The sequence below is a fragment of the Ruegeria sp. HKCCD4315 genome (genome assembly GCF_013112245.1).
Taxonomy (GTDB): Bacteria; Pseudomonadota; Alphaproteobacteria; order Rhodobacterales; family Rhodobacteraceae; genus Ruegeria.
In genome coordinates this window covers 52,550-77,130 of the sequence record NZ_WVRN01000004.1, presented here as the reverse complement: position 1 = coordinate 77,130, position 24,581 = coordinate 52,550, and the positions used below count along the sequence as shown (strand labels likewise).

The window sequence follows — 24,581 nt, the reverse complement described above, 5'->3', positions numbered from 1 at the left end:
GACACCCCAACGGGTTCATAGTAATAATCCCAGACATTGGGTCCGTGTTCGGCGTCGAAATACGGGTTTGGACCGCCAAACATATAGCTTCTCTGATGTAGATAGATGATCGGCGTCATTCCCATCCGGCGCGCAAACTGCAATTGAACGACAATGCCGTTGAGCTGAGCGATCAGACCATCCGACGTATTGCAAATAAGCAAGTATTTTGTGTCATCACTCTTCATTGATCCGCTTTTACCCTTTTCTCAATCAGACCGTCGAACCCGGACAAGCGATCCGTCGACGGGGTTGAAATCAATCGTACCTGACCGGCTCTCGGCGATAGACGCTGCAACCGGCTCACACAGTCCTTCTTCTTCGGCTAAACCTGTTCCCTGCGGGCACGGTCAGGATCAAAACGCCCGACGGGATCATCTGTTCAATCTGCATCTGCTCAAAACCCGTTTTAACACAGCATGTTCATAGCAACTGAAAAGACAGCTGTCATGAATGAGCTGCGGGTCAGGCCCCTTAATCCCGGATAGCAGCGGGTCTTTGGCCGCCCTTTCTGGCATCGGCGAAGAGCTTGACGAAATTTGCTGCGGTCCCCTAGGCTGTTGGCAGTTTCAGTGTTCAGGTTTTACCAGTGCTTCATTCCATTCAGGCGCTTCGGGCGATTGCCGCCTCTGCCGTTGCTCTTTACCACTGCGTAATTTGGCTGCATCAAAGCCTCGGCGTTTCGTTGCCGAATACAACCTATATTGCCGGCCTCGGTGCATCCGGTGTCCATATCTTTTTTGTTGTCAGCGGTTTCATCATGATGTGGACAAACCAGGACAATAACGGCGATTGGACACGTTTTTTACGCAAACGGTTTTCACGGGTCTATCCATCTTACTGGCTGGTGGCGTGTATCGGCATTCCTCTGGCCCTTCTCACAGGCCGTGCGATTCCCGATCAGGCCACGATCTGGATTGGATCCGTGCTGCTTTTGCCAAATGGCGCCAGCGCCCTGATCGATGTCGGATGGACATTGGCCTATGAGGTCTATTTCTACGCCATTTTTGCGGTGCTGATCGCGTTGCGCATCCCTCTGTTGCAACGGGTCATCTGGCTGAGCGTTCTGTTTCTGATCAGCGCCGCCATTGGTGTTTTCTGGTCCCCCTCAAGCGAGACGGCCTTTGGTCTGCCAAGACTGATGACCAGCGCTCTGCTGTTGGAGTTTGCGGCAGGAGCCTTGCTTGGCATGATGGCGACACGGCCCCGCCCCCTGCCCGCCTGGCAAGGCGCAGCCATGGTAGTCGTTGCGCTTCTGGGGTTTGCAGCCAGTCTTGTGCTGGATTACCACCGCTATCCCGCCGTTGTGCTTTGGGGGGTGCCCAGCTTCTTCCTGGTGGCCGGAGTGGTCGTACTGGAACGCAACAAACGGGGACTGAAACTGTTTCATGGATTAAGTCCTCTGGGCGATTCATCTTATGCGCTGTACCTGCTGCATGCGATCCTGATCCCGGCCCTTGTGTATATGCTGCCCACCAGCAGTAACCTTAACTATCTGATATTTATGACACTTGTTATAGTGTTGTTTCTCATCAACCTCGCCGTCGCGCATCTCTATTACCTCAAGGTCGAAACGCTGCTGATTAAAACCTCCAATGCTGCTCTGACCCGCACCCATGCCGCATTCACCCGCAACACATGATGGTCCGGGTATCGTAGGCTTATCATAGAGTGAACGCGCCTCCGCTTTGTCTTTCGCGACGAAACGTCAATGCAATATGTGATCGAAATCAAGCACGCCACGATCACGGGCATAGATTGCGCCGCAAGAGCAAACGAGCGTCTCATTCTTCGGAGCCAAATCCGATTTATTACATTCCAGGCATCTCAGGTTTGGGAGGATATCCAAACTCAGATCGGTGGGTGTTGTTTTAAAACGACGCGGTTTTTGCAGCCAGTCATATACAGATCTTGGCAAATAACTTTGAGCTGCCAGAGCGAGTACATGCCTTAACGAATAGCGAGGGCGACTGACAGGCAATGACATATTGACCCTGTCTTGTCCTCGTGGAGAGGTTCGGACCAGCATCTCAATCGCGGTTTCCTCGGAAATTACGCATTCAAGCTCTGAGGTATTGCAATACAGTGATGTGTTCAGCTCTTCGTGATGCAATTCACCCCAAGCCCCGATCGCAGCATCATACTCCTTATGGAACATGTCGCCAAAGAACTGGGGCACATCGTTTCGATAACAGATAAGCCGGGTGCCCTCGACCTCAATGAGCCACGGATGAAAGTTCCAAGCGAACATCATCTCGAGCCTACGGGATGGGAACTCGAGGTAAACGGATTTTGCGCAGCGCTTGATTTCTTCGATAAACTGCGGCGGATCCGGCAGATGTTCGATGCAATGAGACGAAAATAACAAATCGCAGGACTGGTCCGCAATCGGCAGGTTTTCGGCGCTGGCAATAACTAAAGGCGCATCTGGAAACATAACCGGCTGGCTGCGGTGCAGGTCAGAATCAAACGGGAACTTTTCCACCACAAGATCGGCACGGTGAAAGGGGCGGTGCCCGCCTCCGACATCAACGACAAAGTCGCCTGAACCTATTTTTATCTGTGATAATAAGTGATTATGTATCGCCATAATTGAACCTTTTAACCCTGAAAACACTAACCCATAGCCACAATACGACCAAACACACTGCAACTTCCGCGCTGTTGCACGAAGCCGAAAAACCAAATCTGCTCTGCGCAAATTAACAATTAAAACAGTTTTCTCAAAATGTTTCGATTTCAGGGTCTATTTCTGTCTAAATTACCCAGATGGATACGGTCGGAGTCGGTAAGGACCCCCAGGACAGGAATATGACCTATGCTGACGGACAAACGAGCCTATCTGCAGTGCGGGCAATCGATATTTTATGACGATCCTTAATTGCCCCAGCTGTGACCGGAGACATCTTCATGACCCAGCCATCCCCCACACTTGGCCGTAATGATCTGGCGATCCTTCTACTGATCCTGCTTATTGCCGCCGTCCTCAGAACGGCCGGGCTGAATGCACCACTGTGGTACGATGAAATCTGGACCGTCGACACGCATGTTCGCCTGCCTTGGGGGGACATGATGCGCGAATATTCGATGAACCATCATTATTTCTTCAGCATGAAGGCCAAGCTGATGTCGCAGATATTTGGCGATCAGGCATGGGCTTACCGCTTTCCGGCTGTCCTGTTCGGTGTTGGCACCGTCGCGGCCATCTGGTGGCTGGCGCGGGATGTTGCCGGATCGGGTATCGCGCATGTGTCGGCCCTGCTTGTCGCCCTGTCCTATCATCAGGTCTGGTTTTCACAGAACGCCCGCGGCTATACCGAGCTTGCGTTCTGGAGCACGCTTGGATTGATTTTCTTTTTGCGGGGAATGCGCACACCGACCCTCAGACTTTGGATCGCTTTCGCATGTACTGCCGCCGCCGCTGTCTTCACCCATCTGACTGGAGCCTTTTTCTTTGTCGCCTTGGGGCTGGTATGGCTTATCTCGCTGGTTACCGGATTTGGCCGAGGTCCTTTGACCCGCACCTGGGTGCTGCAGCCGCTGATTGCCGTGGCTTTGGCCTCTGTTCTTGTTCTTCTGGCCTATCTGCCGATCCTGAGCAGCATCGCCGGCACAATGGGTGAAATTTCAGCTTCATCCGCCGTTGACCCCATGCAGGAATATCAAAACCCGCTTTGGACCGTTCTGGAAGGGGTGCGTACCGCCGTCGGCAGCACCGGGGCCTTGACGCTGATCGTCGCCATCGGCGGATTGGTTGTAATCGCACTGGGTGCCGTTGGCGCGCATTCAACGCAGCCGTTGTTCTTTCTGTGCATCGTGGCGCATATCGCTGTGACGCTGGCCGTTCTTCTGGCGCTCGATATGCGGGTCTGGCCCAGGTTTTTCTTCGTCGATATCGCCCCTGTGATCGTACTTGCCGTCATTGGCTGCTGGTACGGCGCGGGTGTCGTTGCGCGGGTGATTGGCCAGTCCGGGCTGGAACGGCCCCTGTTTGCCATCGGTGTGGTTGCAATGCTGGCCCTGTCGGTATTTCTGGTTCAGCGCAACTATGTGGCACCAAAGCAGGATCTGGCCGGGGCATTTGAACTGGTGGAACAAACGCGTGGCCCGTCCGAACGGATTTATGCGATCAATCCCGGGGGCCCGATATTCAAAAGCCATTTCAACGCGGACTGGACAACCATCGCCGACCCGCAGGGCTATGCCCGGGCAATGGCCCAGCCCGGCCCGGTGATAATCGTCATCCTGTTCCCCAGCCGGATGTTTCGCGCCATACCAGAACTGGCGCAGGACGCCGAAGGGTCGCTGGAATTCGTACATGAGTTTGCCGGAACTCTTGGGGATGGCGAAGTGCTGGTCTACCGCCGCAAGTAAACACCGCCGGGGCTTTGATCACGGACCAAAAACCCGATCCAGCGGCAGGGCCTCTGCCGCCCTGCCCCGGGCTTCAGCCGCCTGTGCCCCCGGAACGGGCCTGCGGCGCAGAATGATATCTGACACATCGACAGCATACTGGCTGAGCGGGCGCAGACACACGCCATTCACCAGGCTGGGTTCGACCTGATGAATAAACGCAAGCTCTTCCGCTCTGTTATGCTGAGGAAGCGTGACATGAATATCGCCGGTTTCGAGAGAAATCGCCTCACAGCTTTGTCCCGCAAGGATATACAGGCCCTCATTCCAGCAGAACGCAGCCGGACCTGTCCCAGCATCAAACGGAGCGCAGGTGTCGAACGCCACGGGCCCGTCTGACGCCTCAAGGCAAACAAACAGGGTTTCATCGCTCAGAAACACCGATCCGGGCGCGGGAAAAGCCGGGCAGGGGCGCGGCGAAAACGGCAGGGACCCTGCCGGAGCCGGCGCCCCGAACCGAACCTGGAAGACAGAGTTCATATCCACCCCCGGATGAAATGTGCTGGGGTTGATAAAACTGCCAAAGGCAAGATCGTCATACTGCGCGCCACCGATGGTTCTGATGGGTGTGCGACCCACGTCAAATCCCGGTATCTGTCCGGCTGCGTCGACGATCGCGTCAGCAAGGGCCACATCCCGGTCATGCGTTGCCCGAAAAACCGGCCATAACAGCTGTGACGCCACAACACTGTTGGCTGCCAGAACGGCTGCCGTGCCCAGGCCACAGGCCGCACAGATGCGTCTGAAGAGGCCGGGGGACAGGCTGCTGACAATCAGGCCCAGATTGACGAACACAATCCCCGCCAACACAAAGCCCGTATACCCGATAGAGCGCCCAACGAGGAACATGTCGGGATAAAGGAACCAAACAACCATAGGCAGGGTGACCAGAGCCCCGTAGCTGCCCAGCAGAATTCGAAACAACGGCGTTATTTTCGTGGTTTTGTCTGTGAAAACGTGAACAAGTACGGCCAGAAGGGGAAAAAACAAAGCCACCATCGACGCCAAAAGATAGAGCCCCCGGAACGGGTGTGGCGTTCCCAAAAGACTGCCGCCATAGACCAGATACAACATCTTTGGCAGGAACATCGCCTTTTCCACAAGCACGCCGGTCGGAGGCACCCCCGCAGACCTGAAATAGGGCTCAAGCTCGAGCCATCGGATGAGACCGTTTAGCTGATACAGGTACAACATGGCCCCCAGCCCGGCGGCACACAGCACTGCCAACAACGATTTCACGATCTGAAGGTTGGAAAACCGGTCGACCCGGACCATGGCCATGGCAGGAATGATAAACCCGAGAAACACGTAGCTTTGGTAAAGCCCCAGGCTCAGCGCCGTCAGTTCTGCTGCAAGGAGGATGCGCAGCCCCCACCCCAACAGGGACACGGACCGGTTCTCGGGGGTGACAAGGGTCTGCGCCAGCACGGACAGGAACAGGCCCAGCGTAAACCACAATGCCAGTGTCTGATAATGCAGGATTTCCGTCAGATAGACATGGCAGGCCCCGGCCAGAAAGATCATAACCGTCGCGCCACCCCGCAGTGCTGGATGCCCGTCAGGAATGGCCCGCACGGACAGTATGGCACTGATCCCGTACAGCGGAACAAAGGTCAGGCAGGCATGCAGCAGATCGTGAAATTGCCCTCCCAGAATAAGGTTGTGCCCTACATGGGTGGCCCATCTCATGTGAACATCTGCGAAACCGGTTTCCAGACCGACGGCAAACCTCCACTCGTCCGGATTATAACCGGACGAAGCGACATGGTATCCGATCAGAGGAACATAGGCCAAAAGGCACAGCAAAAATGGCACCAGAACCGAACGGGATTTCAGTGATACAAACAACTTTTCAACCAAAACAACACCACAACACATTCTCCCGTGGAACTCTTCAGTAATGACCCGCAGCCCTGATGATTGCAAGTTTTGCGCAGGTTCTGGTTCTGATTGTCGATTATGTACAAACAATCTTCCCCCTTCGCAGACTTGAATTGCTGGCCCGTTGCGGGTTTGATTTCTGGGATTGGTTTTAAAGAGTACGGCGGAGACATTTTCAGATGAACAGCCAAACACAGGAAGCGGTGCACGAGCTTGCGCAAACAGCCGACCGCACGCGCCCGGGGCTGTCCATCGTTGTTCCTTGCTACAACGAAGAAGCTGTGCTGGATGAACTGGTCCGGCGCGCCACGCATGTTGCCGCTGAAACCTTTGGCACGGACTATGAACTTGTTCTGATCGATGATGGGTCGACGGACCGGACCGTCGAAATGATCGAAGGGTTTGCCAATCAAAACCCGAATATCCGTGGTGTTGTTCTGTCGCGCAACCACGGCCATCAGCGCGCTTTGTCTGCCGGGTTGATCCATTGCCGCGGAGAGATTGTCCTTGTTCTGGACGCCGACCTTCAGGACCCTCCAGAACTGCTGCCTGACATGCTGGCTGTCCTCAATGAAGGCGCGGATGTGGTCTATGGCCAGCGCATAAAGCGCGAGGGTGAAAGCCTGGCCAAAAAGACAACAGCTTCGGCGTTCTATCGACTTCTCAGATTGCTTTCGGATGTAGAGATCCCTCTGGACACCGGCGATTTCCGCCTGATGCGCCGCAAGGTTGTGGATTACCTGAACACGATGCCCGAAGAAGACCGATTCATCCGCGGTATGGTCAGTTGGCTGGGGTTCCGGCAGGTCAAATTCTCTTATGAACGCGCCGAAAGATTTGCCGGGGAAACCAAATACCCGTTTCGAAAGATGCTGCGCTTGGCCATCGACGGCGTTACCGGGTTCTCAACCGTTCCATTGCGGATCGCAAGCTGGCTTGCCCTTTCAATGACCGTTGTCAGCCTGGGGCTGTTTGTCTGGGTCATCCTGCAGCGGATTGCTGGTGAGACTGTCTCGGGCTGGGCGTCGACCGTGGTTGTTGTCCTTTTGGTCAGCTCTGTTCAACTGTTCACCATCGGCATCTTGGGGGAATATGTTGGCCGACTTTACATGCAAAGCAAAAAGCGTCCGCTATTTGTTGTGGACAGGCTTATCTCTCATGATCGCGATGGGTGAGTGATATGCCTCTGTTTCGCAGCCTTTTGGCCTTCTGCACCGTTGGGGCCCTGGCCTCGGTCACCCATGCTGTGCTGGGGATTGTCTTTGTAAAAACATCGCTGTTCGCGCCGTTCACTGCAAATGCACTGGGCTATTGTGCCGGTTTCTTTGTCTCATATTTCGGCCATTACCATTTCAGCTTTGCATCCAGTGCAACACATGGAAAAACCATGCCCCGTTTTCTGGTCGTCTCAGGGGCAGGGCTCTGCTTGAACCAGGCTATAGTCTTTGTCGCGGTCGATCTGGGCAGGCTGTCCTATTATGTGACCCTGCTGATCATTTTCTCAGTGGTGCCAATCGCCACCTATATCCTAGCCAAAAGCTGGGCTTTCAACGACGATGATCAAGCAGGTGCCCTCAAATAGGCAAACCCTTGTCCTCCGGGAGATGGATTGTCATTCGATGACATGTTTCGCGCGCGAAACACTAGCTGGATCTCGTACATGAGTTTGGCGGAACCCTTGGGGATGGCGAAGTGCTTGTCTACTGGCGTAAGTGAAGCCGGAGGATACATTTCAATGCACACCTTAGCTTGCCACCTCGCGGATCGGCGGTCGTTCAGCCGACCTTTCGCAACCGATGCAAAACTACTTGGCTATTCCTTATTCCAAGTTCCAAGATATGACTGACAAGCTTTTTGCAACTATCGAAGTGCTGGCACCACTTGACATTCACCAGTGTCACTTCGGAACTCGGATGAAACGTTTGCGAAAGACAAAAAACCTGTTGGCTATAAAATTAAATCCGGTACCTGCTGCAACGCCAAAGATTGCTGAAACCTGAAGAGAGTAAGAAGAATCCGAAAGGAATACGCTGCTTTGTAAGTACAATGCGACTGCATAGTTCACAGCGGCTCCGATCATTGAAGCCAAAATGAAACTCAAAAACTGCCTGAGAATATTCGAATCTCGTGCGTAACTAAAACTAAAGCGGCGGTTGAGGAGAAAATTACTGCACATACTCACAGAAATTCCGGCCGCAATTGATACAACCGCTTTCGCTCCCAAGACCTGAAATAGTGTCAAAGTGGCCAAGTTAACCAGTAAACCTGAGGCTCCGACAACCAAAAACTGTATCAGATACATCGACTCAGCAAACTTGTGAATATAGAGCCTTCTGAGGTGCTTGATGAACTTGAGCTGTTGACTGATCGTTAGTTTGCTTTCGCCAGCGACACGATCCAAGAATTCAATTGGTACTTCACCAATGTTTTGGAATGAGCACTTTACGATCAGTTCCAAAGCAATTTTGTACCCAATGGGGTTAAGGTCTTCTGCTTTTTTGAAGTCCTGTTTTCGAAGGGCAAAAAATCCAGACATTGGATCCCGCACGGACGTCAACGGACGTGACAAAAAGGTTGCGATGCGGCTATTCAACCAGCGAAACAGACCCCAATCATCATCCGTTGAACCCCCAGCCACATACCGCGATCCGATCACCATTTCCTGACCGGAGCTCAATGCAAGGATCAAAGCAGGAATTTTTTCAACAGGATGGCTGAGGTCACAATCCATGCAAACCAAAACTGGGTTCTGAGCAAGTTCAAAACCATCCAGAACAGCAGCGCTTAGCCCTGGGTTTTTGGTTCTGACAACAATTTGGGCCCACTCGAATCCAGATTGCCTGACGGCCTCAACGCTGCCATCTCGGCTGTCATCGTCCATGAACAAAACCTCACAGTCGAGGTCACTTTTTGTTCGGAGATCGTCAATCTTAGATAAAATCCTAGGGATGTTTTCCACTTCTTTGTAGGTCGGAATAACAATACTGACCTTAGTGTTCACAAAAATTTCTGCCAAAGGCGCTTCACACACTGGTGCTGTGGCTTGTCTACTTTTGTGTCTGTGTGCTCCAAGTTCAGTCATATCTAGAAAAGATTACCAACAATAATGTTTTGCGCAACCTTGCCTTGGGATCGGGTCTTTTACCACTACTTCACAGCCGCGGCCGGGTTCCGTTGATTACCCCGCAGTACTTGACTGTATGATTTCGATTGGTTCTTGTGCCACTATTACAGTAAATGAGGTCATTTCAAAAATGCGAACCAATACTTTGGTAACTCGCGGTATTGTTGCGCTTTTTATTGTCGCGGCTCTTTATCTTTCGTGGAAGGTGTATTCTACCTCTGGCTCTGCAGATTGGGACTTCCGCCATTTTTGGCTGGCTGGTAAAGTTTGGGCGCTTGGTGTGTCCCCCTATGGTTCCGAGTATAGTGCATTGGGCCCAGACCTGATCACTCAGGGATATGTTCCAAAGGAATGGTACTACCCACCAAATATCTGGCCTGTCACGTTCTTTTTGGCTCAATTCCAGCTGGACACCAGTTCAGTCGTCTGGAGCGGCATGAACGTCGTCATGCTAATTGGGGCAAGCTTTTTGCTTTGGGCTAACAATGAAGATGGTAGCTACCGTTCCGCGAATACAGCGACAATCGCGGGTTTACCCAAGCAGTCGATGGTTTTCCTGCATGTTTTTTTGACCGCTATTTTCCAAGCCACTGCTATCTGCCTGGTAATCGGCCAGATAACCATCTTGATATATTTTGGCTTTGCACTTTTTATTGCTGCATTTGCCATGCAGCACAAGTTCCTCATGATACTTGCTCTGTCTATTTTGTTTATTAAGCCTCAGATTGCAGCGCCATTTGCAGCAGCTATTCTTTTCTTGGACGCGGGCAATTGGCGTCTCATTCTTGCAGCTGGTCTTGTTTCGATTGTTTCATCGCTTCCTCCGCTTCTTCAAGACCCTATGGTTTTGGTGTCTTGGCTCAACACCATTTCGGGGAGTCATGGGGAATTTGGCGCCAATGAGGTGCGTTCCATAACCGGAATTCGTCATGTGCTGTGGCTGGCGACAGGTGTTGATCTGGGTAATATTGGATCGTTGCTTGTGACAATCTTAGCCACATCAACTTTTGGTTTCATCGCCCATCGAAACAAGTCCTGGGACGCGCTTGATGTGCTTGTTGTTCAGTTGATGGTGATTGGTGCATTCGCGCCACTGCACTACTATGATCTCGTTATTTTGCTACCTGTTGCCTTGGTGCTTGTGCGCGCACGTGGCGTGGCTCTTGCCCTTGCTTTGATAGGTGTGTTGCTCCTACTCAGATCGGAAACACTGGCAGAGGTATCCGGAATATACCCGGCCAAGACCGTGTTTTTTAAAGGTACGGTTTGGGCCTCTTTTGGAGCCTTCGCGCTGTTAGCATCAAGCCTGCTTGTTCTCATACACGGACAGGCTTCAGTGCCTGGAGGAGAGAAGCGTTCATCTGACGTGAGGCCTCAATTCACAAACGGCACTACTTCGGAATAAGGTGTAGCCAAGTTGTTTTGCGTCGGTTGTGAAAGGCCGGCTGAACGACCGCCGGCCCGCGAGTTTCGCAGCGTACTCGGTCCGGATTTTGAATATCTCAACTCCGGCATGACGATAGAATATGATCGAAAGATCAAGTTGACCAGTTCACGAAACCAGTAGAAAAAATCGCAAGCCAGACTCTGGCCTTCAACCCGGCACCGTTTCGCGTGCGAAACACTACCCTGCCCGAGCTTGTAACCATTCCCGCAATTCAGCCAAGAACGCGTCCGAAACGTCTTCACCCGACAATGTCAGGTGGGCGCCGTTTCGGCTTTGAGTTAGATGAATACCCCCGATGATTTCCGATTGTAGCACGCTGGCTTCAGTTCTTGGGAGATTGTGAGCCTTCTTGCTCAATTTCAGTGTTGCCTGTGTTAGAGAGTGACTCTCCTCTTCGGAAGTATGGACCGGGTCATCAACCAAAGCCTTGATAAGCTTGGAGGCTGCCTTGGAATCCTCCTTCAAAACCTTCGCAATAGACAATCCCAACCGCTCAGGGATGGCCGAGGCAAACCGTAGATGATCGTCCAGCGCGTGATAGATCGCGATGAAGGACCCGATCTTGGATCGTTTGGCCCGGCTGGCCGAGGCAAACAGTCCGCGCAGGGCAGCGGCCTCATCCGGGTAAACGCCCTGCTCTGCCGCGCGTGCTACGATCCGGGCGCGCTCGTAATAGCTCAGCCCGACACGGATCTCGTTTTCTTCGACCATGGCCACATACGCATCTGACGCGCTCTGCGGTTGCCGGAGGAATGCTCTTACGGTGTTAAACTGTGCATCGCCTGTGTCCTGCGCCAGCGTCCGCAGCGCCGCCAGACGCCGCCAGCCAGAGATCAGGCCATACCGCCCTTCGGTCAATTCCACGACTTCGATCGGTGTTTGCTGCCCGCGGGCCTTCAGGCTTTCCTTCAGTGCCTCCATATCCGCGTCATCAGCCGTCATCCGGTCGCGCACCAGATAGGTTTCCTCGATGGCGTCCAGCGGCAGGTCCTGCACCAAACGACCTTCGGCGCGGGCAGCACGCAATTCTCCGGACAGCTCTTCCAAAGCGGCCTGAGCTGCCGTGGCTCCGGCCACCTGTGCAACCGGCGGTGCAGCGCGGGGCGTCTCAGCAGGGAACATGGGGTTCAACCCGGGGGCAGGGCGGTTGTCTTCCAGATAATCCGGCCGGGCTGGGGTCAGTCGTTTGCGTTTAGCCATCACTTTTTCCTTTTCCTGCTCGGATCAGACTCTGTTTCGGGACACAGAAGACGTGTTTCGCGCGCGAAACATCGCGCTCAGAGCGACAATTCCGGTGTTCCTGCCTCTTCGGCCTGCTGGGCCCGTTCTTCGCCCCGCCAGACACCAATCAAAAGCTTCTTGAACGAGGCATAAGTGGCATCAAAGGTTTCCCGCCCGCGCACATAGGTCTCGCGGTTGAAATCGCGGTAATCCGCCTCGTAGATGCCGTTGACCTGTTCCCCGGCCTGACCGATCAGCGCCGTATATCCCTGCCAGTGCGGCGACAGGGTGCGGCCCAGATAGGCTTGCATCAGCCCGGCCAGCTCGGCCTGCTGGCTGCCGTCATAGCGGGTGATGACCGTGCGCACTGCGTCCCATTGAAACGCCATCTCAGGGCGCCCCAACGCGCGGGCGGCCATGTTCTCTCCATCCTCAATGGACTGGAACGTTGAATGCAGCATGTCGAAGAACCGACCGGTGGAGTCGAATTCCAGAAACGAGGCCCCCATGGGCACCAGCAGGATATCCGAGGCCGCCAGCCCGTTGATCGTCAGATAGCCGAGGGCAGGGGGGGTATCGATGAAGATGATGTCATAGTCGTCCAGCACCCCATCCTCGTCCAGCGTATCGGTCAGTGCATCCCAAAGCTTCCAGCTGCGGCCTTGCATCCGCCAGACCGGGATTTGGAATTCAGCCCAATAGAGGTTCAGCTGAGCGCCGATCAGATCGATATTCGGCCAGTGGGTGGTCTGAATCAGATCGCTGCTGCGGGTTTTCAGCGCCTCGGACAGGGTGTCGTCAATCGGATGCGGCGCTTCACCCCGGTCAAGCCGCCCCTGATTGTCGCGGCGCAGGTGACTTGCGTAATGACGGGCGAGCAGGGGAAATACCGTCTGCCATTCATCGCTGACCTTGCCGCCGAAGATCGACGTCATCGAACCCTGACTGTCCAGATCGATGACCAGCACCTTGTAGCCGTCCAACGCGGCGGACATGGCCAGATGCGCGCAGGTCGAGGTCTTGCCCACGCCGCCTTTGAAATTGGCCACCGAAACGATTTTGGCTGGCAACCCTTCAGGACGGTAGGGACGGTATTCTTTCGCCTTGGATCCTTCCGAAGCAAAATACGTCCGCAGCCGAAGAACCTCATCCAACGTGAACCACTTGGCCCCGCCTTCGGTTTCAGACTGCCCTTGCGGCAAATCCGGGTTACCTTTGAGCACACGCCTAAAATGGGCAGGCGCCACAGGGATCAGATATTTGGTAATCTCCCATGTTGAAAACAGGCGCAGCTTTTTTTGCCCGTCGTCTTCCAGACCGCGGTTCGCCAGATCTGCCCGTCCTCGGGCACAGGCATCTGCAATCTGCGAAAACTCATGTGTTCCGGTTGGTTCACCCAGTTCAGCATGGGCCAGATCGGGATCGATATTGAAATAAGGGGGAAGGCCTTCGGACGGTGCTGCTCGCATTGAAAATCTGCTCATGTGCTATGTTTTGGTCAATATACCACAAAATGGGGCATGTGGAAGCATTGCGAGCATAAAACCGAATTTTCTAAGCAAAAATAAGGGGTAAATTCCCTTTGAAAGGCAGGTTTAGGGTGAGTGGTCAAAAAATATCCAGTTAGAATCCTGTTAATTTAATAGTTACGGGTAAGCCTTGTTCCCTTTAAGCATAAGAAAAAAAAGAGATTTTTGTGATTTTTTATGTCTACAGTGAATCTGATCCCACGATAAGGTGACTCTGATCCCACGTTGTAGTGACTCTGAACCCACGTTCCGGCGGCTTTACGCCTCCTGTGGATAACTCTACGGTAAGCGTCAATAAAACCACGAACAAAGATTCGGGCAGGACATATGGGCAGGGCAGTATGAGCGGGTCGGGGGCGTTGTTGCCCGACCGGCACCCAACGGGCGATTTTTTTGTATGCGACATCTTCGATGCGTTGCCCAAGACAGATATGGGGTCGATGGAGCATCCGATGTTTTCGCTCTCGACCCGACCGGATCGGCGGATCCTCAATTACGAACATAACGGGGTCGAGATTACGGTGACGCCGTCGGTTCGGGGGCTGGCGACGATCCACGACAAGGACATCCTGATCTTTTGCATCAGCCAGCTGATGGCGGCGATCAATGCGGGCCGGACGGTCAGCCGGGTGTTGCATCTCAAGGCGCATGATCTGCTGGTGGCGACCAATCGCGAAACCAGTGGCGACGGCTACAAACGCTTGCGCGAAGCGTTCGAGCGGCTGGCCGGCACCAGGATCACCACCAACATCGTCACAGGTGAGAAAGAGACCACCACCGGTTTCGGCCTGATCGAAAGCTGGGAGATCGTGCGCCACACAAGGGCAGGCCGGATGGTCAGCGTCAGCGTGAAACTGTCAGACTGGCTGTTTCGGGCGGTGCTGGCAAAATCGGTGCTGACCCTCAGCCGCGATTACTTCCGCCTGCGCAAACCGCTCGAGCGGCGGATCTATGAACTGGCGCGCAAACATTGTGGCCGCCAGCCCGAGTGGCGGATCTCGGTTGAGGTGCTGCTGAAGAAATCAGGGTCAGCCTCGCCCCGGCGGGTGTTCCGCAAGATGATCCGCGACATGATCGCAGCTGATCACTTGCCCGATTACGAGATGAGTGAAGAGCCCGGTGACCTGATCCGCTTTACCCGTCGGGGTCAGGTGGTCGAGGGGCCGGACAAGCCGATCCTGCCCTCAGGGGCGCTGGAAGAAGCCCGGGCGATGGCACCGGGCCGCGATGTCTATGCGCTGGAGGCGGACTGGTTGGCCTATTGGGCCGCATCGGGTCGACCACAGATCAGAAACCCGCAACGGGCGTTTCTGGGCTATGTGGCCAAGAGGGTAAGTGGAAAAGAGTGATAGCTCAGCCTGAATAGGCGTGGTCCGGTTTCTCTGAGCGCATTCTCAGTGATCTGGTGGCGTAGATTGCGGTGATGGCAATCAGGATGAACAGCCAGCCGGACAGCGCATAAACCCCAAAAGCCAACAGCAGAGAATACCCGGAGAGCCAGGTCGCGACGCTGGCAACAAGGCCGACACATATCGCTATACCAATAATTCCCAGCATGTTGGTCCAGGTGCTCCGTTCTGGTTCCGGTTTCTTTCACCCCAATAAGGGCGGGTCATCGCAGTGCCATAGGGGGATTCCCCCTTGTCAATTCCGACGTGGAATCATGGCAAAACTATGAACCACCTGAGGTTAAAATTTGGTTATTGGATACCCGCTGGAGCTGAACTCCACTACTCGTTCGATACTGCGTATTGCCTGTGACTAAAGGACTGCCTTTCCCAATTCTTCTCTGGAATTCTCAGAAAGGGCAATATTTGAGCGGTTTTGCCGTGCAAATGTGCAAATCTCCGCCTGCCGGGCGCTGGTCTCAGGTTGGTTTGACCTGAGACAGTACGACCACTCCGGCAACAACCAGGCCGATCCCGGCAATTTTCTGAAAGCTCAGGGTTTCAGAAAACAGGATATATCCGGCCAGCAAAATACCGGCCATTGCCAGGCCCGTGACGGCAGGGTAGGCCACGCTCAGTTCAATGCCGCGAATGGCGACAATGAAACTGCCAAGCAGCAGCAGGCCGCTGACCAGGCCAGCCCAAGCCCAGGGTGAGAGTATCAAGGCGCGGATGTCGAAAGGCCCGGCAAGCTGCTGCACGGCCAGCTTGAACGACAGGTTGGTGCAGATATTGGCGCAAACGGCAATCAACAGGGCAGACCAGTAGAGTGACATATGTGTTCTCCTTCATGTGCGGGTCTGCTGGGCACAGCTAAACAGTGTCTTCCGGCAGGTCCGGTGCGGGCTTCAAAAGGTCAGGTATTTGGCGGCTAAGGTGATCAGCACAAACCCTGCGCCGATCAAAAGGCTTATTCTGTCACGCAAGGCGAACAGGACCGGATCGTCGGCAATCCGACCGCGCCGGGCGCCGACCCAGATGCGGTTGCCCCAATACAGCAGCAGCAGACACAGCAGCCACAGGATTTCCGGAGTGCTGTAAAAGCCTTTCACTTCGGGGCTGTTGATATAGAGCGCAAGAATGACAACGGCGGCTGTGATATTGGCGACGCCAAGGCTGAACATGGTCTCGCTGTCAGCATGGGAATAGTCGCGGCCATGCACATTGGCTTCATTATGCGGGGCCGCCGCGACCTCGATATACCGTTTGAGATAGCCGAGGCTGACGAAGATGAACATCGAGAATGCCAACAGCCACGAGGACAGCACAATGCCCGTGGCGGCTGCTCCGGCGATGACACGCAGCGTGTAAAGCGAGGCCAGCACCATGACATCTGCGGTTGCGATCTGCTTGAGCCAGAAGGAATAGGCCATGGTGATGGCCAGATAGGCGATCAGCACGATCGTGAAGGCGGGCGGCAGAAAGAGCAGGGACAAGGCAAAGGCGATGCCGGGCAGGGCAATGGCCCCGATGACGCCGGTCTGAAGTGGCAGATCGCCCGCGGGCAGGGGGCGATGCCGCTTGCTGGTGTGGTGGCGGTCGGCCTGCAGGTCCATCAGGTCATTCAGGAAATACACGCCCGACGCACAGAGGCTGAAGCAGATAAAGGCCAGAAGCGCCGCCAGGAACCCCGCAGCGGGCAGATGCATTTGCGAGGTGAAGATCGGCACAAAAATCAGGGCATTCTTGGCGTATTGATGAGGGCGCATCGACTTGACGAAGGCGCGCCATACCGGCGGGCGTGAAGCGATGATCTTTTCAGCGGTACCCGCAGCCTGTGCCGCGGCCACGTCCGAGGCCGGGGCATTGACGAAAATACCCGACCCGGCCGCCGCCCAGATCGGGCTGTCGGCTGTGCTGTCTCCGGCATAGGTAAATGCGTCGGATCCGGCTGTGTCACGAATGGCGGCAAGCTTGTTGGACCCTTTCAAGTTCCGGCCCTCCTCTGTGGCCAGAACAGACGAGAACAGGCCCAGATGCGAGGCCACCTTTTCGGCATAGATGCGGTGAGAGGCTGTTGCGAGGATCAGATGCCTGCCTTCTTCTTTCTGCACGCGCAGATAATCCAGCAGGTCGGTTTCGAACGGAAGGTCCGCAGCTTCTAATCCGATTTCCCGGCCGATCCGCGCCTTGGCATAGGGGATGCCGCGGAACACCCACAGGAGAACCGGAAAAAGATTGAGCGGGTTTTTCTTCAGGAACAGCAGAATAGCCTCGACAAACAGGTCTGTTCTGACCAGCGTCCCATCCAGATCAACAAAGATTTTTTCCGGTTTTTTACTCATTACTGGGGGTCTTCTTTCGAATTGCACATGCCTGAAAGTAAACCGGTTGTCGGTGGCGTGTCTCGGCCATGGTCCGCAGCTTCCGGGTGCCGGGCCCCTGGCCTTTTTCAGAGTTTCCTGAACCGCCCGCTGTCTACTGTGATCCCGCGTTTTGCAAAAACATTGCGTGTATCAAAGATCATGGCTGCTTCGCGGGCAACCAGATCGTAATCCGGGGCGCTGTGATCGGTGATGACAGCCACAGCAGCATAGCGTTTCAGGGTGTCTGCCGTCAGCGGCTGCGAGGTCCGGCCCGCCAGCTGCGGATATTCGCCGCCTTCGGGCAGGCGCGGGAAATAAGGGTCGTGATAGTCGACCTCGGCGCCCAGCTTTTCCAGCTCGTCCAGCAACACCAGCGCCGGGCTGCGGCGGGTGTCCTCGACATCGCGCTTATAGGCGATGCCCATCAGCAGGATGCGTTGCCCGGTCAGGGGCTGCCCGGTCTCTGACAGCGCCGACCCGTTGCGTGCTGCCAGTTCTGCCGTCATGCGTGCCGCCAGCATTTCCGGCACCGCATCATTGCTGGAGCGGGCCAGATTGATAATCGGTGTATCAGATCCTGCATCCGCGGCGCGCCAGGCCAGATAGGCCGGAGACACCGGGATGCAGGCCCCACCAATTCCAGGGCCGGGATAGAAGGGCATGAAGCCAAACGGCTTGGTCGCCGCAGCCTCGATCACTTCCCAGACATCCACGTCCATTGCTTCGAGCGCGGTCTTCAATTCGTTGACCAGCGCGATATTGACGGTGCGAAAGCTGTTTTCGACCAGTTTCACCGCCTCGGCGGTGGCAGCTGAACTGACCGGCACGGCACTGGTGACGATGGCGCGATAGAAATCCTCGACCAGTTGCCGCGATTGCGGGTCGTCGGCACCGACCACCTTGGGAATGCTGTGCGTGTCGAATGTGTCATTGCCGGGATCTTCGCGCTCGGGCGAAAATGCCAGGAAGAAATCGGACCCTGCGCGCAGACCGCCTGCTTCGAGGATCGGCTGAACCAGTGTCGTCGTGGCACCGGGCCAGACGCTGCTTTCCAGCACTACCATCTGACCGGGACGCAGATGCTGTGCGATGGTTTGCGCGGCGGCGGCGACAAAGCGCATGTCCGGGTCTTGTGCGTCGGTCAGCGGGGTCGGCACACAGATCAGGATGATATCGGCCTCGGCCAGAGCAGCGGCGTCCTGCGTCGCACGGAATTTGCCGCTGCTGACGGCCTGCGCGATCCGGTCCTGTTCCAGGTACGAGATGACCTGATCGCCCTGATTGATACGCGCTACGCGGTCGGGGTTGAGGTCAACACCGGTGGTGTCGAACCCTTTGTCATAAGCGGTCAGGGCCAGGGGCAGGCCGACATAGCCCAGCCCCACCACGGCAACCCGCGCATCGCGCGCCGCAATAAGCTGTTTGAGGGACTGATGGTGCGAGGTTTCGTAATTCATAATCTATCCTGATCGTACAAAGTCACACTGAAATCAATTGGCATCCTGGGTGCCGAAAATTCCACCCCTCTTCACGGATAGGGTGGAATGGGTGCGAATCCAATATATTTGTCGGCCTGGATCGAGAGCGGCGCAGCATGTTTCCAATAATTGCCCAATTATGCGAATGAGTTAAGACTGTCGAGGTTTTCTGAGGGAAACCGGGTTTGGAATATTCCGGTTATTTTGAGCACATCGCGCGCCGGAACGAGGCCTCGGCTAGCTCTGCTCCCTTGTCCCAGCTGAACTCTGACGCCCGCGCTAGGGCTTTTTGTGACAAGTCATCCCGCAGGTCGGGTTCGGTCAGCAGGCGAACGGCCTGATCCGCCAGGGCCTGGTCGGACAGGGGATCGTAATAAAGCCCGCCATCGCCCACAACCTCGGGCAGGCTGCCTCGATCTGAGGACAAAACCGGGGTGCCGCAGGACATCGCCTCGAGTGCGGGCAGGCCGAACCCTTCCCAAAGCGAGGGAAAGACCAGCGCGTCGGCAGTATTGAGTAGAGCTGACAAACCCGTGTCGTCGATCTCGCCGGTAAAGAGGATGTGTTCGGATCGGGCGGCATCCGATGCTGCGCTGGCTTTGAGATCTTCGATATTGTCCCAGAACCGCGCCCCGGTTGTGCGCCCGACAATGGCTAGATAGACGTCGGGTACGTGCGCTAGAATACGGGGCATGGCCTCAATCAGGCGCAGCACATTCTTGTGGCGATTGAAACCGCCCAAATAGACCAGAAGCGGCGCCTCGGGCGGAATGCCATAGGTCTGTCTGGCCTTGATGAGAACGGATTGATCCCCGATCGGACGAAACATGGATTCCGCACCTTCGGTGATGATGTCGATCCGGTCCCGCGGGATATGCAGGAGGCGCGTCAGATCTTTTGCCGAGGCTTCTGAAATCGTCATGACCCGCGTTGCCTGCTTTTTGGCCAGCCAGCATTTTATCTGCCATAGGCGGAAATTGAGGCGTTTGGGAAAGATCAGGTCAGGAAAGCGTTCAGGGATCGTGTCGTGATAACACACAACCGTTGGCCGTCGGGCGGGTAGGGGAAAATAGGAATACACGGCGGGGTAGAAGAAGACATCACATTCAATGCGCCGTGCCGCCCGCGCCATTGTCATCAGATCAGCCCCCCCCCGGGCTTTGGCCCCTGATGAGGCCTCGGACATCGAGGTGTCAGACCCCGCGACAAGGGTTTTCACCCCATCGGGCACCGGCCGTGTGGGCTCCTGATCGAACAGAAGCGTATAGCGGAAACCGCTGTCACGGGCGGCCAGCGCGACAATCAGGTTGCGGGTGAACCGGCCAAAGCCGCGTTCGTTTTCCCAGGATGTGGCGTCAATGGTGATATGGGGCAAAACTCTGAAATCCTGAATACTTTTGTTACGAGATGCTATTTTGGAAATCGCGCCTGCAAATGATCGCGGGTGGCGGCCAGACCAGCCTCAAGGTCATGCGTAGGGGCGTATCCCAGCCGGGTGCGGGCGTGGTCAATCCGGCATTGGCCTTTGGCGGAAAGCAGATCCAGCATGTAGCGGTCGGGGTAAACCACATCCGATTGCGGCAGGTGCTGTTTGACCCGATGTACCAGTTTTTCGAACCTGTCCCGACCTATCCAGACCCGTGCCGCCGCGCTGATCCGCGCGGCCAGAGATTGCGTGTCTGCGCTGTCATCCGGTGTTTCCGGCGACAGACGCGCCTTGAGATCGGCAAGCGGGACGTGATGCACGTTGCCCTGACCAATGATGTCGGCATAACCGTTCAGCAAATCCGACCAGGCAATTGGAGCGGCGCCGGATATAATGAAGCGCTCCTGTTGCAGACCCGGAACGGTTGCCGCGCGCAGCATGGCCAGAACCAGATCGTCCACAAAGACCGCGTTGCACACCCCCTCGGGGTTGGGTAGCACTACGGTTCCCGCCGCCAGCCACGCGGCCAGTTGATCGGTCCAGAACATACTGCCTGGACCATAGACCAGTGTCGGCTGCAAGATCGCCACCGGACAAGCGCCGTCTGTCAGGGCCTGCTCCATCGCTCTTTTGGCCTGCCGGTACTGGCCACCGCCTGCGCGGGCGCTGGAACTGTCTTCGGTCAGGTCCTGTTGAGGCCAGCCATCATAGGTCACAATCGAGCTGATATGAACAATCCGCCCGACTCCTGCGGTTTCGGCGGCTGTGCGCAGCACGTCGAATTGGGCCAGATTATCGGCTGCCGTTGCGCGCATGTCATAAGCCAGGTGAAACAATACATCCTGATCGCGCAGAACAGTTTCCATAGTCGCCCTGTCGGCCATGGATCCGGTCACAACCCGTGCACCCATTCTTTTGAGGGTGGCTGCGCCATGGCGACTGCGCAGCACGACTGTAACCCGGGCACCGATTTGCAGCAGGGCAGGGACAAGCCGCTTGCCAATAAAGCCCGTTGCCCCGGTTACAAGGACAGATGTACCGCCGAGTTGTTCCGATCCTACCGGTGTCACGGTTTACGGCCCTTCCTCAAACCCACGATTCAAAGCAACGTGTTGTATTGCACAAGCCTAGCGCAGGGCAGGTACCTATGCTACTGCGCAGGGGATGAATTCACGATCTTCAATTGAATAGTGTTACACGGTAGGGGGCGCCCAGTTTCAGGTTGCCCGCAGTTATTTTACGAGGAGTAAACCATGCGTATTGGGGTTGTGGGCGGTGCCGGGAAAATTGGCAAACTCAGGGTCGAAACCATCCAAGAATGCCCGGACACGACACTGGCGGCAGTTCTTGATCTGTCCGAAGAAGCGGCGCGCCGCGTGGCCGGGGGGGCTCCGGTCTTTACCGACCCCGCGCAATTCTTTGAGACCGAGATGGATGCCGTGGTGGTTTCTACACCGCCGCATACGCATGAAGACCCCTGCATTACCGCCCTGCAACGCGGCATGTATGTGCTTGTCGAAAAGCCGATGGCCAACAACGTTGAAACCTGCCGCAGGATTCTGGAAACGGCCAAAGAAGCGGGCCGTGTGGTCGCGACCGGGTTCAATATGCGCTATTACCCGGCTTTTGCGTATGTCAAAGACGCCGTGACCAGCGGCAAGATCGGGGATCTCACCCATGTGCGTGCGTTTGGCGGACATGATGGGCTGGCTCATTTCACCCATGACTGGGAATACCGGACACCTACCGCCGGGGGCGGCGCGATGTGGGATATCGGCATTCACCTGACCGACCTGGTGCGCCATTTGTTGGGCGAGGTGACGTCGGTCTATGGCGTGGCGAGCGAAAGCGTCTGGAACCTGCCGGGGTCCGAGGACAATGCCATGGCCGTGTTCAAGAACCCCGAAGGTCTTGCCGCGATATATCAGGCCACCTGGGATGAGTGGCGGGGATATGACTTTGTGATTGAGGCTCATGGTACACACGGCATGGTACAGGGGGCTTATGCGCCGATGAAAAACACGCTGGTGACCCTGACAGAGCCTGGTGGAAAGCCAACAACAACAAAGCGTCAGTATTTCGACATTGCGATTCGGGAAAAGTTGTTCTCTTGGAAATCCACTGCCAAGTTGTCTTTCGCTGCCGAGTTGCAGGATTTCCTGAAGCTGTGCTCAGGTGATCTCAGCGTCAGGATCGCAGATGGCAACGCCGGGCTCCGCTCGATCGAGATTGCCAACGCCGTCGCGGAAAGCACCCGGACCGGCCAGGCCGTCGACCTGCCTGTGCTGGAACCGGTCCGGCCCTGATCCTAGACAATCTCGGGTTCAGTGCCCTGGATGTAGCCGGCTAGCTCACCCAGGGCCCACATGCTGACGATCAGGAAAACAAGCGGAGACGCCCTCCGGAATTGGCGGAGATAGATTTTCTTTTGCCGCTGGGTGCGTAGGTGCCGCAAGAACAGAACAAAAGGCAGAAGGGGAGTCACGGCCGCGCGAAAAAGGCGATGACCCGTCGAAATTTCACCGGTGTGGATGCGGGCATATTTGCGGCCCCAGTGAAACCATTCCACGGCCAGCCTGGATGTTGGGATACGCGGGCGGTACTGCGTTGTGCGCGGGCGATCCGACAATACCAGCTTGTGACCCTTTGCCTGCAGGGCGGCATGAACTGAGGGTTCATAGAAGCGGTGTTCATAAAGCGCGTGCAGCGCGTGCAGCGTGTCGGCTTTGTAACAGGCGTTGGTTGCTGATAGAAAATCGGCCTCACCGGTTGGAACGGGGGCCATGTAACGGCTGAAATCGCAGATATGGATGGCCCAGTTCCAAGTGGTATCATAGCCATTATCGGCACATCCCCCCACCGCCGCCGCCCCGGTCTGTTCCTGTAACTCAATGACAGATGTGATCCAGTCTCGTGCCGGAATACCCCGGTCTTCGATCAGGCCGATCAGGCGTCCCCGGGCAGCTTTGATGCCCTTGGCGCGGCGTATATCCCAGTACCGGTGCAGATCAAGCGCATTGCGCGGCACCATGCCACCAGCCACCACGCCGAGGTCGAGAAACCTGAATGCGGGAAACTCTGATTCCATATCGGCGGCCTCGTGTGAGAGCTGATCATAGGGAATGATGATCTCGGCCGTCTGGTCACCCGTCTGTTTCGTCAGCGCGCGCAGGCATGTGCGCAACGCTTCTTTGCCGTCGACAATCGCGACGATGACCGAGATATCGGGCCGTGACGGATCCTGCTCAGGCATGGCGGATCCCTCTTAGCGGACTTTTGACAAGGATTGCCCGGCCCCGAACCAGTACCCGGCGATCTCGCCTGCCCCCCAGGACAGCGAAAACGGTACCAGAAGTGGAAGGGACAACAGCAGTTGCCGGACATGCTGCCGTTTGGACAGGATGTTCCTGACCACGCGGACATAGACAAGCGGCGGCAGGGCAAAGGCAAAACAGCCCATAAGAAGCCTTTTCCCCAGCCCTTCACCGCGAACGCGGGCCCCGGCGAAGCTTTTGGAATAGAGATATCTCTGCGCCATATAGAGGCCGAACGTGTAATGCATCTTGTGCCCGGCGACGATATCATTGCGCAATATCAGGGTGACGCCTTCGGCGCGCATCCGGTCATGCAGATGGTTTTCCCATTTGCCGTCATCCAGAACACTGTCGAACTGTTGCAGAACGTCACGCCGATAGACTGTATTGTTCCCCGGCAGCCAATCTGATGGTCCGTCTTTCAACGGTGGCAGAACCGCGCTGTATTCACATAGAAACGCCGCCCAATCGATCAGGGTATCGGTTGCCACGTTGTCCACCGGCCCGGCCACAACATCGGATTCTGCCGCCAGTTCGGCCAGCATACGCTCGGTCCAGTTCTGAGGAACAATCACGTGATCCTCGATCATCCCGATTGCCTCGGCCCCGGCGCTGCGGATGCCAACCGCACGCATGTGCGGGATTGTTGCGTCTGCCGCAACTGACAGCACATGAACTTCGGGGAACTCTGATCTGACGCTGCTTACAAATTCAGGGCCAAGGCGCTCCACGGCAATGACCTCGGGCTGGGGGCCCGTCTGGTTTTGCAGCGCCGCCATGCAGGTTCTGAAATCAGCCAGAGAATTGACACAGGGAATGATGACCGAAATCTGGGCCTGTTTCATAATATCTCTCTCCAAAACAGTCTTGTGCAGTGTCCTCAGTCTGGCTCTGCCTGACCCCGGCCTATTAAAGTTTGCCACGGTTGAACATGCAAATGGCGGTCGGGGATGAT

Annotated in this window: 21 protein-coding genes; 7 read left to right on the top strand and 14 right to left on the bottom strand. The window is 55.8% G+C overall.

Annotation, left to right across the window (positions count from 1 at the left end):
- The coding region (locus GS646_RS22820) for a hypothetical protein (RefSeq protein ID WP_171679269.1) at nt 1-227 on the bottom strand (227 nt) is incomplete at its 3' end.
- Nucleotides 228-628: 401 nt separating this feature from the next.
- Here GS646_RS22820 and GS646_RS22815 point away from each other — a divergent pair.
- The gene (locus GS646_RS22815) at nt 629-1,681 is read left to right on the top strand and encodes an acyltransferase (RefSeq protein ID WP_171648896.1); all 1,053 of its coding nucleotides are present in this window, start codon (nt 629-631) and stop codon (nt 1,679-1,681) included.
- 66 nt (nt 1,682-1,747) lie between these two features.
- Here GS646_RS22815 and GS646_RS22810 read toward each other — a convergent pair whose 3' ends face one another.
- Complete coding sequence (locus GS646_RS22810) at nt 1,748-2,629, bottom strand: class I SAM-dependent methyltransferase (protein WP_171648898.1); 882 nt, start codon at nt 2,627-2,629, stop codon at nt 1,748-1,750.
- Nucleotides 2,630-2,949: 320 nt separating this feature from the next.
- Here GS646_RS22810 and GS646_RS22805 point away from each other — a divergent pair, with 320 nt between their 5' ends.
- Complete coding sequence (locus GS646_RS22805; protein ID WP_171648900.1) at nt 2,950-4,413, top strand: glycosyltransferase family 39 protein; 1,464 nt, start codon at nt 2,950-2,952, stop codon at nt 4,411-4,413.
- Nucleotides 4,414-4,431: 18 nt separating this feature from the next.
- Here GS646_RS22805 and GS646_RS22800 read toward each other — a convergent pair whose 3' ends face one another.
- Nucleotides 4,432-6,300, bottom strand: a complete 1,869-nt coding sequence (locus GS646_RS22800; protein ID WP_171648902.1) for a hypothetical protein — start codon at nt 6,298-6,300, stop codon at nt 4,432-4,434.
- Nucleotides 6,301-6,512: 212 nt separating this feature from the next.
- Between GS646_RS22800 and GS646_RS22795 the strand changes: the two genes are divergently transcribed.
- Both GS646_RS22795 and GS646_RS22790 read left to right on the top strand, forming a co-directional pair.
- Complete coding sequence (locus tag GS646_RS22795; RefSeq protein WP_171648904.1) at nt 6,513-7,508, top strand: glycosyltransferase family 2 protein; 996 nt, start codon at nt 6,513-6,515, stop codon at nt 7,506-7,508.
- A 5-nt stretch (nt 7,509-7,513) separates the two neighbouring features.
- Nucleotides 7,514-7,915, top strand: coding sequence for a GtrA family protein (locus tag GS646_RS22790; RefSeq protein WP_171648906.1), 402 nt, complete (start codon nt 7,514-7,516; stop codon nt 7,913-7,915).
- A 315-nt stretch (nt 7,916-8,230) separates the two neighbouring features.
- Here the strand turns inward: GS646_RS22790 and GS646_RS22785 are convergent, their stop codons facing one another.
- Nucleotides 8,231-9,349, bottom strand: coding sequence for a glycosyltransferase family 2 protein (locus GS646_RS22785; RefSeq protein ID WP_171676583.1), 1,119 nt, complete (start codon nt 9,347-9,349; stop codon nt 8,231-8,233).
- A 184-nt stretch (nt 9,350-9,533) separates the two neighbouring features.
- On the opposite strand from GS646_RS22785, the gene GS646_RS22780 reads away from it, so the two are divergent.
- Nucleotides 9,534-10,862: a glycosyltransferase 87 family protein gene (locus GS646_RS22780; protein WP_171648910.1), complete on the top strand. Its 1,329-nt coding sequence runs from the start codon at nt 9,534-9,536 to the stop codon at nt 10,860-10,862.
- A gap of 219 nt (nt 10,863-11,081) precedes the next feature.
- Here the strand turns inward: GS646_RS22780 and GS646_RS22775 are convergent, their stop codons facing one another.
- Both GS646_RS22775 and GS646_RS22770 read right to left on the bottom strand, forming a co-directional pair.
- Nucleotides 11,082-12,104: a ParB N-terminal domain-containing protein gene (locus GS646_RS22775; RefSeq protein ID WP_171648912.1), complete on the bottom strand. Its 1,023-nt coding sequence runs from the start codon at nt 12,102-12,104 to the stop codon at nt 11,082-11,084.
- A gap of 77 nt (nt 12,105-12,181) precedes the next feature.
- Nucleotides 12,182-13,609: an AAA family ATPase gene (locus tag GS646_RS22770; RefSeq protein ID WP_171648914.1), complete on the bottom strand. Its 1,428-nt coding sequence runs from the start codon at nt 13,607-13,609 to the stop codon at nt 12,182-12,184.
- Nucleotides 13,610-13,995: 386 nt separating this feature from the next.
- On the opposite strand from GS646_RS22770, the gene GS646_RS22765 reads away from it, so the two are divergent.
- Nucleotides 13,996-15,003 (top strand): replication initiator protein A, encoded by a 1,008-nt coding sequence (locus GS646_RS22765; RefSeq protein WP_171648916.1) that lies wholly within the window; start codon nt 13,996-13,998, stop codon nt 15,001-15,003.
- A gap of 4 nt (nt 15,004-15,007) precedes the next feature.
- Here GS646_RS22765 and GS646_RS22760 read toward each other — a convergent pair whose 3' ends face one another.
- The 6 genes from GS646_RS22760 to GS646_RS22735 all read right to left on the bottom strand — a co-directional run bounded on the left by GS646_RS22760 (nt 15,008) and on the right by GS646_RS22735 (nt 21,382).
- The gene (locus GS646_RS22760) at nt 15,008-15,211 is read right to left on the bottom strand and encodes a hypothetical protein (RefSeq protein WP_171648918.1); all 204 of its coding nucleotides are present in this window, start codon (nt 15,209-15,211) and stop codon (nt 15,008-15,010) included.
- 310 nt (nt 15,212-15,521) lie between these two features.
- Nucleotides 15,522-15,878 carry an SMR family transporter gene (locus tag GS646_RS22755; RefSeq protein ID WP_171648920.1) on the bottom strand — a complete coding sequence of 119 codons (357 nt, stop codon included), beginning with the start codon at nt 15,876-15,878 and terminating at the stop codon, nt 15,522-15,524.
- A gap of 72 nt (nt 15,879-15,950) precedes the next feature.
- Nucleotides 15,951-17,387, bottom strand: a complete 1,437-nt coding sequence (locus GS646_RS22750; protein ID WP_171648922.1) for a UbiA family prenyltransferase — start codon at nt 17,385-17,387, stop codon at nt 15,951-15,953.
- A gap of 107 nt (nt 17,388-17,494) precedes the next feature.
- Complete coding sequence (locus tag GS646_RS22745) at nt 17,495-18,865, bottom strand: nucleotide sugar dehydrogenase (protein ID WP_171648931.1); 1,371 nt, start codon at nt 18,863-18,865, stop codon at nt 17,495-17,497.
- 220 nt (nt 18,866-19,085) lie between these two features.
- Nucleotides 19,086-20,261 (bottom strand): glycosyltransferase family 1 protein, encoded by a 1,176-nt coding sequence (locus tag GS646_RS22740; RefSeq protein ID WP_171648933.1) that lies wholly within the window; start codon nt 20,259-20,261, stop codon nt 19,086-19,088.
- 35 nt (nt 20,262-20,296) lie between these two features.
- Entirely contained in the window at nt 20,297-21,382 is a 1,086-nt protein-coding gene (locus GS646_RS22735) for an NAD-dependent epimerase/dehydratase family protein (RefSeq protein ID WP_171676586.1), read from the bottom strand.
- A 183-nt stretch (nt 21,383-21,565) separates the two neighbouring features.
- On the opposite strand from GS646_RS22735, the gene GS646_RS22730 reads away from it, so the two are divergent.
- Nucleotides 21,566-22,618 (top strand): Gfo/Idh/MocA family protein, encoded by a 1,053-nt coding sequence (locus tag GS646_RS22730; protein WP_171648806.1) that lies wholly within the window; start codon nt 21,566-21,568, stop codon nt 22,616-22,618.
- Nucleotides 22,619-22,620: 2 nt separating this feature from the next.
- On the opposite strand, the gene GS646_RS22725 is transcribed toward GS646_RS22730, so the two are convergent.
- Together GS646_RS22725 and GS646_RS22720 are read right to left on the bottom strand one after the other, a co-directional pair.
- A complete protein-coding gene (locus GS646_RS22725; protein ID WP_171648808.1) occupies nt 22,621-23,565 on the bottom strand; it encodes a hypothetical protein in 945 nt (314 codons plus the stop codon).
- A 12-nt stretch (nt 23,566-23,577) separates the two neighbouring features.
- The gene (locus tag GS646_RS22720) at nt 23,578-24,471 is read right to left on the bottom strand and encodes a glycosyltransferase family 2 protein (RefSeq protein WP_171648810.1); all 894 of its coding nucleotides are present in this window, start codon (nt 24,469-24,471) and stop codon (nt 23,578-23,580) included.
- Nucleotides 24,472-24,581: the final 110 nt, after the last annotated feature.

What these genes read in the sequence shown, in the direction of transcription:
- GS646_RS22760 (WP_171648918.1), bottom strand. Translation starts at nt 15,211, where the DNA reads ATGCTGGGAATTATTGGTATAGCGATATGTGTCGGCCTTGTTGCCAGC.
- GS646_RS22805 (WP_171648900.1), top strand. Translation starts at nt 2,950, where the DNA reads ATGACCCAGCCATCCCCCACACTTGGCCGTAATGATCTGGCGATCCTT.
- GS646_RS22810 (WP_171648898.1), bottom strand. Translation starts at nt 2,629, where the DNA reads ATGGCGATACATAATCACTTATTATCACAGATAAAAATAGGTTCAGGC.
- GS646_RS22790 (WP_171648906.1), top strand. Translation starts at nt 7,514, where the DNA reads ATGCCTCTGTTTCGCAGCCTTTTGGCCTTCTGCACCGTTGGGGCCCTG.
- GS646_RS22775 (WP_171648912.1), bottom strand. Translation starts at nt 12,104, where the DNA reads ATGGCTAAACGCAAACGACTGACCCCAGCCCGGCCGGATTATCTGGAA.
- GS646_RS22750 (WP_171648922.1), bottom strand. Translation starts at nt 17,387, where the DNA reads ATGAGTAAAAAACCGGAAAAAATCTTTGTTGATCTGGATGGGACGCTG.
- GS646_RS22795 (WP_171648904.1), top strand. Translation starts at nt 6,513, where the DNA reads ATGAACAGCCAAACACAGGAAGCGGTGCACGAGCTTGCGCAAACAGCC.
- GS646_RS22770 (WP_171648914.1), bottom strand. Translation starts at nt 13,609, where the DNA reads ATGAGCAGATTTTCAATGCGAGCAGCACCGTCCGAAGGCCTTCCCCCT.
- GS646_RS22755 (WP_171648920.1), bottom strand. Translation starts at nt 15,878, where the DNA reads ATGTCACTCTACTGGTCTGCCCTGTTGATTGCCGTTTGCGCCAATATC.
- GS646_RS22720 (WP_171648810.1), bottom strand. Translation starts at nt 24,471, where the DNA reads ATGAAACAGGCCCAGATTTCGGTCATCATTCCCTGTGTCAATTCTCTG.
- GS646_RS22745 (WP_171648931.1), bottom strand. Translation starts at nt 18,865, where the DNA reads ATGAATTACGAAACCTCGCACCATCAGTCCCTCAAACAGCTTATTGCG.
- GS646_RS22725 (WP_171648808.1), bottom strand. Translation starts at nt 23,565, where the DNA reads ATGCCTGAGCAGGATCCGTCACGGCCCGATATCTCGGTCATCGTCGCG.
- GS646_RS22765 (WP_171648916.1), top strand. Translation starts at nt 13,996, where the DNA reads ATGAGCGGGTCGGGGGCGTTGTTGCCCGACCGGCACCCAACGGGCGAT.
- GS646_RS22730 (WP_171648806.1), top strand. Translation starts at nt 21,566, where the DNA reads ATGCGTATTGGGGTTGTGGGCGGTGCCGGGAAAATTGGCAAACTCAGG.
- GS646_RS22780 (WP_171648910.1), top strand. Translation starts at nt 9,534, where the DNA reads ATGATTTCGATTGGTTCTTGTGCCACTATTACAGTAAATGAGGTCATT.